Here is a 12,356-nt window from a genome sequence, read left to right as displayed (position 1 = left end):
CGGAGCGTATATAGTCTCTTAAATAGCAATACTTTAGGAAGTAGCAAACAAATGACAACACAACCCTCTCAGCAATCGCATACAGATAACTCTGATGAGATAGATTTAGGAAAACTGCTTGGCATCTTATTAGATGCTAAATGGCTAATCATGCTCACCACATTCGTTTTTGCTGTGTTTGGTATTGCGTTTGCTTTGCTTTCGACGCCGATATACAAAGCGGATGCCCTGATCCAAATTGAAGAGAAAAGCTCTGGTGGCATCTCTTCTATGGTTGGTGATATGGGTGAATTGTTCTCTCAAGAATCTTCAGCTACAACCGAAGTCGAGATCATCAAATCTCGTATGATTTTGGGTGAAACGGTTGATAAGTTTAACTTAACGACTGTGACCTCACCTAACTATGCGCCAATCGTCGGCAAAGGCTTTGCACGCTTAACTGGCGACATCAACCACATTGCGGTTAGCCGTTTCAACATGCCAAGCTATGCGAGCGACTACGGGCACACGATCCAGATCCTAGATGCCGAGCAGGGCACTTACCAATTAGTTCGCGACGATGAGCGCGTTATCCTAAAAGGCAAAGTGGGTGAGCTAGCAACAGCAGACGACTACAGCTTGTTTGTGGCAGGTTTTGAATCACATAACGATTTTGAATTCTCTATTAGTCAACGTAGCCGACTAGAAGCGATCGAATGGTTGAAAGCTTCTTTGTCTTTGTCTGAGCAAGGTAAGCAAACCGGTATTCTGAAGCTAAGCTTTGAAGGTGAAAACAAGCAACAGATTTCTGAAATCCTCAATCACATTAGCCAGATCTACTTCTTACAAAACGTGAAGCGCAATTCAGCAGAAGCAGAGAAGAGCCTACAGTTCTTAGAAAGCCACCTTCCGGGCATTAAATCTGAGCTAACTGGTTATGAAGACGTACTAAATAATTACCGCCAAAAGAACGAATCGATCGACTTGGGCTTAGAAGCACAATCAACCCTGAAGGTAATGGTAGAGCTTGAAGCGCAATTGAATGAACTGACGTTTAAAGAGAGTGAAATCAGCCAACGTTTCACTAAAGATCACCCGGCATATAAAGCTCTGCTTGATAAGCGTAAAACGCTGATGGGTGAGAAAGAGCGCTTAAACAAGCAAGTGCAAAAGCTGCCGAAAACACAACGTGAAGTACTGCGTATGACACGTGATGTTGAAGTAAACCAACAGATCTACATCCAGTTACTAAACAAGGTTCAAGAGCTAAGCATTATTAAAGCCGGTACGGTCGGTAACGTTCGTATCTTAGATGACGCTCAAGCTTATGCTCGCGCCGTTAAACCTAAGAAGCCGCTGATTGTTGTGTTAGCAACGCTATTGGGTGGCATGCTAAGTGTCGCGTTTGTGTTAGTAAAAGCAGCGTTCCACCGTGGTGTGGAAAGCCCAGACCAAATTGAACAAATCGGCCTGCCTGTTTACGCAGCGGTACCAAAATCTGATTTACAGATTGAACTAACCAACCGCTTTAAATCGAAGAAACAGCAGACCAAGGGGACTCAAGCACTACTTGCTGAATCGAACCCTGCCGATCTTTCGATTGAAGCGCTGCGTGGCCTTCGTACCAGCTTGCACTTCGCAATGCTAGAAGCGAAAAATAACATCTTGATGATCTCTGGCCCTGCGCCAGGCATTGGTAAATCATTCATCTCGACTAACTTTGCCGCAGTAGCCGCAAAAACAGGTCAGAAAGTATTGTTGATTGATGCCGATATGCGTAAAGGTTACCTACAACAAAGCTTTGGTGTGAAATGGGACAACGGCCTTTCTGATGTGCTGAGCGGCAAGCAAGAGTTCGCTCAATCAGTGAAAACCACACCGGTAGAGAACCTAGATATTATTACTCGCGGCCAAGTGCCACCGAACCCATCAGAGCTGCTGATGCACCCACGCTTTGCAGAACTAATGGAATGGGCATCAAAAGAGTATGATTTGGTGATTGTCGATACCCCACCTGTACTGGCGGTAACCGACCCAAGCATTGTCGGCGCCTTCGCTGGCACCACATTAATGGTGGCGCGTTACGGTCAAAACACCATTAAAGAGATAGAAGTGGCTCGTAACCGTTTCGAACAATCAGGTATCGAAGTGAAAGGCGTTATCTTCAACGCCATCGAGAAGAAAGCATCAAGCTCTTACGGCTACGGTTATTACAACTATGCGTATTCGAGCGACAAGAAATAAAGTTAAAGAGCAGTAACGAGATGCGAGTGGCGAGATACGAAAAGCGCCACTCGAATCCGTTCTTCATCTCTTGTTACTCGTTTACCCGCTGCTCGAATCTGCTCTTTTAGCTCTTCGAATCCCGTCTACCCGCCACCCGTATCTATTCTTTATCCAATCTTCAAATTATTCGAAGACTTAGCTTTTGGTTCTCCCCCTTGAACACCGGACTATTGTGAGTGATGGTGTTAATAGAAGGGGGAGTTAGAGGGGGTTGCTAGCGATGCCTAATCAACCCCTCCCAGCCTCCCCTTATATTGATATTTTCTGCCAAGTAATAGTCGTGATAAAGGGGAGGAGCTAAAAGCACAACAACCATCTTCTTCTCCTCGCTCTTAATCTCTCCGCATCTCGTTTACCCGCTACTCGAATCTGCTTTTCTACTTCTTCACCACGCCACCCGTTAAATACAATCCAATTGCCGCTAACACCGGATAACCAAACGCTTCATTGGTCATTTCCCCTAATGGCTTCCAATCGTAGCCGTGCATGCAGCCCAGAATCACCATTACATGCAGTGCCACATAAGGAATGGTGAACAACAACACAATGTAGCGCTGTACCAACTTAAAAGGTTCATACGCTTTAAGCAGTGCCAGCTTGTGCTTCGCTTTTTCTTCATCAGTAAAAAACATCGCATCTCCTGTGTTGGTGAGTGCATCTAACCCCTTGCTAATCGAAGACTGGCTCCCGAATATTCTTCCGAACAATGTCATACTGCTCCTTGGTTTATTGATTGGCTTTGACCGCATGTATAGCCTTTGACTGTATAACCTTACGGTTCGACAACCTTAGCGAGACCTCTGCTCCGCCATTTATCCGTTGAATTAGATTCCCTATCACGTTCGTCCCTCACTGTAGGGAATGACGACTACTTTTATTAAGTTAATAATCTCACGACTCCGTCATTCCGCCATTCTGTTGCTTTAGAGGCGAGGAACGAAGTATCTGGAATCCGCTTTTAGTCTCTTCGCATCTCGCTTACTCGAATCCCGCAACTGCTCTTCAAATTATTCGAAGACTTAGCTTTTGGTCCTCCCCCTTGAACACCGGACTATTGTGAGTGATGGTGTTAATAAAAGGGGGAGTTAGAGGGGGTTGCTAGCTAATGCCTAACCAACCCCTCCCAGCCTCCCCTTTCGAATCCCGCATCTGCTCTTAAGCTTTTATCTTCAAAACAGGACACGCCTTATTCACGCCCCAATCTTTATGCCCCTTAACATTCTCATCTGAAATCAAGAACTGCTCTTGCAGTGCAGCCATCAATCCAAACAGCGCCTTACGCTGCGCAAGCGTGAAGTTATCTTCTGGTTGCAGCTCGGCATTACAGCCACCGACCAAACAAACCCCAATATTGCCCTTGTTGTGTCCTTTCACATGCGCACCGGTTTGCGACAGTGGCCTGCCAAGTTCGACATCCCCATTGCGACGAATAACAAAGTGATACCCCACATCGCGCCAGCCTCTCTTTTTATGCCATTGGCGAATCTCGGCTACGCCTACATCTTGCTGTGGCGGCGTGGCGCTGCAATGCACAGTAATAAAGGAATATGGCGGGCAATGAGGTAAGCGGAGTAAAACCGAAACCAGGCTGAATGAATAGGATGCTGAAGGTAAACAAGGCTCTAACGAAGGGATAAGCTCCATCTTGCTAGCCTGCTCTTCCGAATCAATTCGTTCTTTGGTGTCAGCCCGCTCTTGTAAAACAGACGCTTCTAACGGCTGATTTGGAACTCGATCAGTTGCTGGTGGAGTGTTTGACAAAATAAATCCTCGTGTTGTTGTAAATAGGCGATTAAAGACGTTGATAGCGATTCTTTTAAATCAGGGTGCAATGCGATGTGTTGTCGCAAACTTTCTTCTACGGTTTTTGCATAACCAGAGTGGTGGCTGACATAACGTAAATACATCACGTAATAACCCAGTGGCACTTCACGCCGCGCTCGGCTGATCATCCAGCAAATATCGTCATAGCTGGGGGCGTCACCGCATTCATCCTCATTAAAATAACAACCTTCTAAATGGCTTTCTTTATAACCGTTAACTTCATAGCTCAGTACTTGGCCAAACCCATCACTATCACTAAAAAATAACGGCTGACGTGATTGAGTGAGGGAGTTAGCACGGCACTCGATGCTCGCCATACCGGGTTGATACGCTGAAATAAAAAGAGAAACTATCGCCTTCATTAAGCACCTTATTGCTGCATGGGGAGGGCAATGTACTTCAACATTCTTGATTGGGGTTGGCGGGAATAACACGAAAACAGAGGAACGCAAAAAAGTGAGAGGTGCTTCGAAAAGCCATTGCTTAATAAGATTGATGTTGCATATCTATCCGAGGCGATTAACCAAACATCTTTTCTTACAACTTATCTCATGGGCCTTTCGCCCCTAAAGCGCCAAAAAGTGTTGTTAATGCTCTGTATATCAATGGATTTCTATACGAATGACTAATTAACAAGGAGCGTTAACCATGTGTGTTTCTCTAATTCTTTCTTTCATCCCATTAAAAACTGGCTCGCCAATAAGCAAGTTAGTGCTATTGAAATTAGCCGATAACGCAGACGCGCGCGGCGTGTGTTTCCCATCCTTAAATTACTTAGCGCAATATTGTGAAGTGTCGGTAAGAACCGTGAAACGACACGTTAACGAGCTCGAAAAACAAGGTTTTGTGAAGCGGATAAAGCGCTTTGATGATTCAGGACGCCAGCGCAGCAACATATATCAGCTGCGCCTTCCTAGCGACAGCCACATTCAGCAGACCGATCTAGCCCAAGCGAATCAAGAGAACACGAATGTAGAACAAACAGGTTTACCGTCAGCTTCGTCGGAATACCCCCAGAAGACAGAACATGCGCAGAAAACCGACCATTCAGACACTCCCCTGGGTGACTCAAGATCCACCACGGAGAGTGATCATCCGGCACACATAATCTTTCATAAAGAACATAAAACAGAGTTGATCTTGAAAAACGGCCTCTTGGATGACACCGATGTTCTTGATCCCCCAAGCGGTTCTGAACAACATGAGGTATCGACACCTCAAGCCACCACTACTCCAATAAGCCAACAGAATGAAGTCGTGATTCACCTGCTCACCAAAGAGGGCAGCGCGCCGATTTATCATGAGTTCTACAAAATCTTAGAGCGAACCTACCCAAAGTTAGATGTGCTGCAAGAACTGCATGCCATGCAAGCCTGGCTGTACATCAACCCCGATAAGCGCAAACCCTTTGAGCACATTGGTCACTTTGTGAATGGCTGGCTAAGAAGAAGCGCCCAAGCCAAAGCGAAGCGAGACTCATCGCCAGTCTTTAAGCAGGCTAGAGCGGCTAAGCAAACAAAAGCGGCTAAACCAGCAAGGGCTTCAGCTTCTACATCGACCAAGGAAGCTAAAACCCAACCGGCAGCCAAGACCATGGTTCACAAACAACCCACGCCCGTCTCTCAGGCCCTAGCGGATTACCAAGCCAAAAGCACCACCAATCCGTTCGAAGCACGTATCAAGGCCCTAGTTCAATCCAAATCGCCCTGCACGGATTCTAAAAAGTGACCATTCAATTTTTCACAGATGAAGCGCTTGTTCACACAGCTAAAAGCTATTGAAAACCAATAATTTAGGAAGCGAAAAGCTTAGGAAACCAAAAGGCTAGGGCAGACCAAGCGCGAATACAGACAAAAAACGTCAAGAAACAAAAGTAGAATTAGGGAGAGGGCAAATGGACGATATCAGCCTAAAAAAACTGACAACGGAAGAAAAAGTCACCATTTTAGAAAAAGAGATAGCGCGAGTGGAAGGGCGTATTGGCGAGTTCTTGAAACTGCTTGTTACCCATTACCCACAAGGGCTAACACGCACCGAGATTAAAGCGTTATTGGCGGTAAACAACAACCCAAGCTTCGTCTCGCTGTACAGAAACGGCAATATTTTCATTGATATAGAAAAGCGCTACTGCGACGCAGCACAAGAAAACCGCTACCACATAGGCACTCAGTACCTGCAAGACGTACAATGCTCCCGGTGGCTGAATGCGTGGTGAGTTGTTTGTCATGCCGGAGTCAACTTCAAACTGGTTTATATGCACTTACTTTGCTAGAATACGCAGCAAATTAAAACCGTATGAAAAACGCATAAAGCGAACAAATTGTCACTATTGCCTTTAGGAGCCAAACCTAAGGGCGGTAGCGTACCCAAATGCGACTGGCTAGCAAGTTATGCGGTAAGCCTAAAGGTTGAAAGCTGCTTTGGCGGCCTATTGGGGCGGTTTTTAAAAATTCAGCAAAATCTAGGTTTTACAAGGGATTGTCAAAAATAGACTGTCTCAAAATGAATAAAAAGTGTCTCAGTGTAATTTTAATGCTGAGACTAAAAGTTATGAAAATTATCTCTTTTCATTTCACCTGTCGGTTGGAAATTTCATAAAATGACTAAGAAAAAAATCCTCACGGTTTTTGGCACGCGTCCAGAAGCCATCAAAATGGCACCTCTTGTTCATGCGCTAGCGGCCGATGAGCGCTTTGAAGCAAAGTGCTGTGTTACCGCTCAGCACCGTGAAATGCTTGACCAAGTATTAGAGCTATTTGAAATCACGCCAGACTACGATTTGAATTTAATGAAAGCCGGTCAAACGTTGAACGAAGTGACCGCGCGTATTTTGTTAGAGCTTAAACCAGTACTAGAAGAATTCAAACCTGATGTGGTTTTAGTCCATGGCGATACTGCAACAACATTTGCTGCAAGTCTAGCGGCTTATTATGAGCAAATCGCAGTCGGTCATGTAGAAGCAGGCCTTCGTACGGGCAACATTTACTCTCCGTGGCCAGAAGAAGGTAACCGTCGTCTAACTGGCACGTTAACCAAATATCACTTTGCACCAACGCCAACGTCACAAGAAAATCTGCTCAAAGAGAACTTTAATCCGAAAGATATTTCCGTAACGGGTAATACCGTTATTGATGCTTTGTTGATGGTAAAAGACAAGATTGATTCTGATAAAAATTTGAACGCGACGCTTTCTGGTCAGTTCCCATTTTTGGATGAAAACAAAAAGCTGATCCTAGTGACGGGCCATCGCCGTGAAAGTTTTGGTGGTGGTTTTGAGCGTATTTGTGAGTCACTTGCTATCACGGCTAAAGCGCACCCGGACACGCAAATCTTGTACCCAATGCACCTTAATCCAAATGTACGTGAACCTGTGAACCGCATTCTTGCTGACATTGATAACATTCATCTTATTGAGCCTCAACAATACCTGCCATTTATCTACTTAATGAGTCGCGCGCACATCATTTTAACCGACTCGGGTGGCATTCAAGAAGAAGCGCCTTCACTAGGTAAACCGGTCTTGGTCATGCGCGATACGACCGAGCGACCAGAAGCGGTTGAAGCAGGCACGGTTAAGTTAGTAGGAACTGATGTTGATATGATCGTTGAGAATTTAAATCAGTTATTGACGGATGAAAGCGCTTATCAAGCGATGAGTTTTGCCCACAACCCATACGGTGACGGTAAAGCTTGCCAAAGAATCTTGAACGAATTAGCAAAATAAAACTTTAGGGAATAATAATGTCTTTTGAAACAATTTCAGTTGTCGGCTTAGGTTACATCGGACTGCCGACTGCAGCGATGTTTGCATCACGTAAAAAGAAAGTAATCGGTGTGGATGTTAATCAGGATGCAGTAGATACCATCAACCGTGGTGAGATTCATATCGTAGAACCTGATCTAGATATGTTAGTAAGCGCCGCTGTGCAACAAGGTTACTTAAAAGCAGTTACGACTCCAGAGGCTGCCGATGCTTTTTTAATTGCGGTACCGACACCATTTCTTCCTATCGAAAATGATGGCGATGTTCCCAAGCCTGACCTGCGTTATATCGAAGCTGCTTCAAAAGCCATTGCGCCAGTACTTAAAAAAGGCGACTTAGTGATATTAGAATCTACATCACCTGTCGGTGCTACCGAGCAAATGGCAGAGTGGTTGAGTGAAGCTCGTTCAGACTTAACATTCCCACAAACTCATGGTGAAAGTGCAGATGTTAATGTGGCACATTGTCCTGAAAGAGTTTTACCTGGCCATGTGGTGACAGAGCTTGTACAAAATGACCGTGTGATTGGTGGTATGAGTAAGCGCTGTTCAGAGCGCAGTGTTGAACTATATAAAACGTTCGTTATGGGTGATTGTGTAATAACTAATGCACGTACAGCAGAAATGGCAAAGCTAACCGAAAACAGTTGTCGTGACGTGCAGATCGCTTTTGCTAACGAGCTGTCGATGATTTGTGATGAGTTGGATATCGATGTGTGGGAGTTGATTGCACTAGCTAATCGCCACCCTCGTATCAACATTTTACAGCCTGGACCTGGAGTTGGTGGGCACTGCATCGCCGTTGACCCTTGGTTTATCGTATCAAAAACACCTGAACTGGCGAAACTAATCAAAACGGCGCGTGATGTGAATGATAAAAAAACAGAATGGGTAATTGATAAAGTTAAAGTAGCAGTCACTGATTTCCTCAATGCAAACCCGACGAAGACTGTAAAAGATGTAACGATTGCTTGTTATGGTTTAGCATTCAAGCCCGATATTGACGATTTGCGTGAAAGCCCTGCGCTTGATATTACAAAAAACATAGCAAAAAAACATGCAGGTAAGGTATTAGCAATAGAACCCAATATAACATCTATTAATGTCGAAAATGTTGAACTGGTATCATTTGATGAGTCATTAACTAGAACAGATATTCATGTAATGTTGGTAGATCATATGCAGTTTAAAAAAATTAGGCTGAATGACGCATTCATAGTCGATACAAGAGGAATCTGGTAGTCTAATTTTCACCAAAATCACTTATTAACCTAGATATATAAAAGTCGAGACATAAAATTGAAAGCATCTTATGTAGTTACAACAGGGTGGTGGTGTGATAAGGCCGACGACCATCGTGAAACATGTTTTGGGGACGGTCAAATAAGAGAGAAAGATTTTTTTCAAAAATGGTATAATGCTGTAACATCGTTTACCTCACCTGAAAAAATCCTTGTCGTAGACTCAAATTCTCCCATTCCCCCCAACCTCCCAACAGACAAAAGGCTTGAGTTTATTAGTCTCGATATTAATGCAGGACATTCCACAAATCATGTTGGTAAGTTTTGCGGTGTTACTAGAGCACATATACTGGGTATGCAATATGCGCTGCTATGTGACGTTGATTATTGGGTATATATAGAGCAAGATGCGCTTATTTATGGTCATGGCATAGTAGAGAAGGCAATTGAAAAGATGGATAAGGGAATTATGTTTGGTTGTGGAAGAGGCACACCACAGCCGATGCAACAATCCTTTATGATTATGCACAAAGACCAAATCTGGGATTTTTTAAAGCGACTCAACGGAATCAATAAAAGAGATAATGAAATCTCACCAGAGATGAAGTTTGCTATTGCAAGCTCTTCGTTTCTCAGTATATTGCCTGAGTTTATTTTTTTGGAGAATAAATCTAAATCGAAAGTGCGAAAATTCATATATAGAGTGGTGAGCTCATTAATAAAACTTAATATGACTTTCGATATACTACCTTTTGGTTATGGAAGAAAGAGGCCAATAAATTTCAGCGATAAAACATACTATTTTCAACACGGTGAACAGGCAGAATTAGACAGTTATAACAGTAAGCTTTATTGATAATGCTAAAACGAATACTAAGAAAATCGACTCCCTTACTTGCAAGCAGTTTTCTTGGGGCTGCTTTAACTTTTTTTTCAGCTCCTCTATTAATAAATTCTCTCGGGCTAGATGGCTATGGCGTATATATAGCTTTATTAGCTTTAGTACAAGTTGTAAACGTAGTATTTAATATTCAAACATGGCAAGCGCTAATTAACTACTGGTATCAAGATAAATATATAGATAAAAAATATGCACTTCTTAGTAAATGTATAGTAGTAGATAGTGTATCTGCCGGAATAGGAGCTGTTTTTTTCTTAATCACGGCTGGTCATATGGCTGATTTTCTTAAAATCAGCTTTGATAATGAACTGTACTATATGTCAGCCTTATACATATTTTTTAGCCAGACTAGCTTTTCTATTGGGGTTTTTCGCCTAAATGACAAGTTTTCATTACACGCAAAACTAATTTCGGTATTTAGTATATTAAGGTTTGTTGGAGTCTTAATTGCAGTTTATTTTTCCTTCTCTCCTGAAGGTGTACTCTTTATATTTTTATTAATAGGGATTATAACAAACTGCGTTCAATTTTATATTGCGTGTAGAGTTTCTGGATTTACTTTACGTACGATGTCTATTAATAATACTAAAGTCATAGGGTTTACAAGGTACTCTCTTTGGGTAAATATGAAAGTAATAGCTGATTTGCCAGTGACGCATTTAGATAAAATCATAATTACAACTTTTTTAGGCACAACTTATGTCGGACTATATGATATTTTAAAAAAATGTAGTGCTTTAATTGGACTGGTAGCTAGTCCAATAGGTCAAGTTGTACTGCCTCTACTAACTTCCATGATTGAATCTGGTAAAGTTAAGGAGGCATATCACATTTCCATAAAGTATAGTCTTTTTGCTAGCATTACTTTGGTGCCAACATGCCTTTTTTTGGGGTTAATAATAATTTACTTTGATTTAAACAGTTTTCTGAGTCTAAACGATTCATTTATATACAGTAGTATGGTTTATATTAGTGCGCAAATAGTTGCCAGTTCATTTGTGGTTCTGCATACACTATTTATGGCTTTAGGAATGGTTAAAAAAGATTTTGTGTTTCTCGTGTTTTCTAATTTAATATACTTATCTATTTGTGTGCTGTTTGTCAAAAGTCATGAGATAATGGCATTCTCTTTGGCGCTATTATGTCAGGCTGTAATGGTTATAACTTTTAAAGCGTTATTTATCAGAAAAGAGGTGTTTGGCAGATGAAAATTGCTTTTTACTGTACTGACCCAGTAATCAAGAGCATAAAAATGCTAAAGGATAAAGGAGGTTCTGGGACACTTTCCTCTTTACTTTATGTCTCAAGCGGTTTAGCTAAACTTGGGCATGATGTATCGGTGTATGGGAATTTGGAGCATGGGATGCTGTCCTTGGAAGGTGAATTAAAGTTTTTTAATACGCAATCACATGATGATTTTATCTCTCAGCTACAAATAGAGTGTTATGATGCCACAATTGTTGTTGGCCATGCAATAGATATTTTCGAATCTACAAAAATTAGATTACCATCAAAGAAAATATTATACTGGGCTCACAATTGGATCGATATTAATCCTATAGTTCAAAATGTTAATGATAAAAAAATAGATCAAATAATTTTTGTTAGTAGATATCATTTTTTACGTTCTTTCGTCAGATATAATCGAAATAGATTGGATTTAAAATCAATAAAGTACTTAGATTGGGTATTTAATCCTATGGATTTGATTGATTTTCCAGAAATAGATTATTTAGAAAGTCATGGAAAAAATAAAAGCCCGGTACTATCCTTTTTAAGTTTTCCGTCACTTAATAAAGGGCTTCCCGAAGTGATCGATTTATTTTATGAGGTCAAAAAGGTATACCCAGAGGCAATAATTAATATTTTCGGATCATCGAAGCTATATGATATTGAAAACTCTGACTACGGAGAATGTGATAAATTTATTTTTGATAGTAATGGTAACCCTAAACCAGGCATTAAATTACATGGTTTACTTGGTAAAAAAGAACTAATTAATGTGTTGTCCAAATCTGATCTTGCTATAGCTGGTTTGACAGGAAGTGAAACTTTCTGTTTAGCTCTTACAGAGGCGATGGCTTGTTTTGTCCCTGCTGTTAGTTTGAATAAAGGAGGACAAGTAGATTATATTCGAAGCGGATTTAACGGTTATACAGGAAAGAATCTAGAAGTTCTTAGTACACTAGTTATAAAGCATTTTCAAAAAGATGCAAAGACCTTAAAGCGCATACGAAGAAATGCCAAGTACTCAACTGAATCTTTTTGTATAGAAGGCGTATCAGAAAAGTGGGAACAGGTCATAAATAAAATTGATAGTTCATCGGTTTCTCTATCTTTTAGTAAATTTAAAATATAGTTGT

General features: G+C 41.8%; 11 protein-coding genes. 8 read left to right on the top strand and 3 right to left on the bottom strand.

All coding sequences use genetic code 11. The features are described from left to right. The first annotated feature begins 51 nt into the window (after nt 1-51). Nucleotides 52-2,223, top strand: a complete 2,172-nt coding sequence (locus tag F0229_RS03540) for a polysaccharide biosynthesis tyrosine autokinase (RefSeq protein ID WP_171732250.1) — start codon at nt 52-54, stop codon at nt 2,221-2,223. Nucleotides 2,224-2,642: 419 nt separating this feature from the next. Here F0229_RS03540 and F0229_RS03535 read toward each other — a convergent pair whose 3' ends face one another. The 3 genes from F0229_RS03535 to F0229_RS03525 all read right to left on the bottom strand — a co-directional run bounded on the left by F0229_RS03535 (nt 2,643) and on the right by F0229_RS03525 (nt 4,451). Further along, the gene (locus F0229_RS03535; RefSeq protein WP_004733275.1) at nt 2,643-2,978 is read right to left on the bottom strand and encodes a hypothetical protein; all 336 of its coding nucleotides are present in this window, start codon (nt 2,976-2,978) and stop codon (nt 2,643-2,645) included. A gap of 442 nt (nt 2,979-3,420) precedes the next feature. Continuing rightward, nucleotides 3,421-4,026: an N-acetylmuramoyl-L-alanine amidase gene (locus F0229_RS03530; protein ID WP_171732249.1), complete on the bottom strand. Its 606-nt coding sequence runs from the start codon at nt 4,024-4,026 to the stop codon at nt 3,421-3,423. Then, entirely contained in the window at nt 3,978-4,451 is a 474-nt protein-coding gene (locus F0229_RS03525) for a hypothetical protein (RefSeq protein ID WP_171732248.1), read from the bottom strand. The genes F0229_RS03530 and F0229_RS03525 overlap by 49 nt, the downstream gene beginning before the upstream one ends. A 286-nt stretch (nt 4,452-4,737) precedes the next feature. On the opposite strand from F0229_RS03525, the gene F0229_RS03520 reads away from it, so the two are divergent. The 7 genes from F0229_RS03520 (at nt 4,738) to F0229_RS03490 (ending at nt 12,352) form a co-directional block, all read left to right on the top strand. Further along, on the top strand, nt 4,738-5,817 hold the full coding sequence (locus F0229_RS03520) for a helix-turn-helix domain-containing protein (RefSeq protein ID WP_171732247.1): 1,080 nt from the start codon (nt 4,738-4,740) through the stop codon (nt 5,815-5,817). Between the two features lie 166 nt (nt 5,818-5,983). Beyond that, on the top strand, nt 5,984-6,304 hold the full coding sequence (locus tag F0229_RS03515; protein ID WP_102398552.1) for a hypothetical protein: 321 nt from the start codon (nt 5,984-5,986) through the stop codon (nt 6,302-6,304). Between the two features lie 384 nt (nt 6,305-6,688). Continuing rightward, entirely contained in the window at nt 6,689-7,813 is a 1,125-nt protein-coding gene (gene wecB / locus F0229_RS03510; protein ID WP_171732246.1) for a non-hydrolyzing UDP-N-acetylglucosamine 2-epimerase, read from the top strand. A 17-nt stretch (nt 7,814-7,830) separates the two neighbouring features. Further along, nucleotides 7,831-9,093, top strand: coding sequence for a UDP-N-acetyl-D-mannosamine dehydrogenase (wecC, locus tag F0229_RS03505; RefSeq protein WP_171732245.1), 1,263 nt, complete (start codon nt 7,831-7,833; stop codon nt 9,091-9,093). Between the two features lie 57 nt (nt 9,094-9,150). Next, nucleotides 9,151-9,948, top strand: a complete 798-nt coding sequence (locus tag F0229_RS03500) for a hypothetical protein (RefSeq protein WP_171732244.1) — start codon at nt 9,151-9,153, stop codon at nt 9,946-9,948. Between the two features lie 2 nt (nt 9,949-9,950). After that, entirely contained in the window at nt 9,951-11,201 is a 1,251-nt protein-coding gene (locus F0229_RS03495; protein WP_171732243.1) for a lipopolysaccharide biosynthesis protein, read from the top strand. Further along, on the top strand, nt 11,198-12,352 hold the full coding sequence (locus F0229_RS03490) for a glycosyltransferase family 4 protein (protein ID WP_171732242.1): 1,155 nt from the start codon (nt 11,198-11,200) through the stop codon (nt 12,350-12,352). The genes F0229_RS03495 and F0229_RS03490 overlap by 4 nt, the downstream gene beginning before the upstream one ends. Nucleotides 12,353-12,356: the final 4 nt, after the last annotated feature.

The organism is Vibrio sp. AIC-3, from assembly GCF_013114515.1.
Classification (GTDB): domain Bacteria; phylum Pseudomonadota; class Gammaproteobacteria; order Enterobacterales; family Vibrionaceae; genus Vibrio; species Vibrio crassostreae_C.
Note: the sequence above shows the minus strand (reverse complement) of the source record. Positions and strands in the feature narration are given on the sequence as shown.

Excerpts from the sequence above, each read along its gene's own strand:
- wecC (WP_171732245.1), top strand. The coding sequence starts at position 7,831 with ATGTCTTTTGAAACAATTTCAGTTGTCGGCTTAGGTTACATCGGACTG.
- F0229_RS03525 (WP_171732248.1), bottom strand. The coding sequence starts at position 4,451 with ATGAAGGCGATAGTTTCTCTTTTTATTTCAGCGTATCAACCCGGTATG.
- wecB (WP_171732246.1), top strand. The coding sequence starts at position 6,689 with ATGACTAAGAAAAAAATCCTCACGGTTTTTGGCACGCGTCCAGAAGCC.
- F0229_RS03495 (WP_171732243.1), top strand. The coding sequence starts at position 9,951 with ATGCTAAAACGAATACTAAGAAAATCGACTCCCTTACTTGCAAGCAGT.
- F0229_RS03515 (WP_102398552.1), top strand. The coding sequence starts at position 5,984 with ATGGACGATATCAGCCTAAAAAAACTGACAACGGAAGAAAAAGTCACC.
- F0229_RS03520 (WP_171732247.1), top strand. The coding sequence starts at position 4,738 with ATGTGTGTTTCTCTAATTCTTTCTTTCATCCCATTAAAAACTGGCTCG.
- F0229_RS03535 (WP_004733275.1), bottom strand. The coding sequence starts at position 2,978 with ATGACATTGTTCGGAAGAATATTCGGGAGCCAGTCTTCGATTAGCAAG.
- F0229_RS03490 (WP_171732242.1), top strand. The coding sequence starts at position 11,198 with ATGAAAATTGCTTTTTACTGTACTGACCCAGTAATCAAGAGCATAAAA.
- F0229_RS03540 (WP_171732250.1), top strand. The coding sequence starts at position 52 with ATGACAACACAACCCTCTCAGCAATCGCATACAGATAACTCTGATGAG.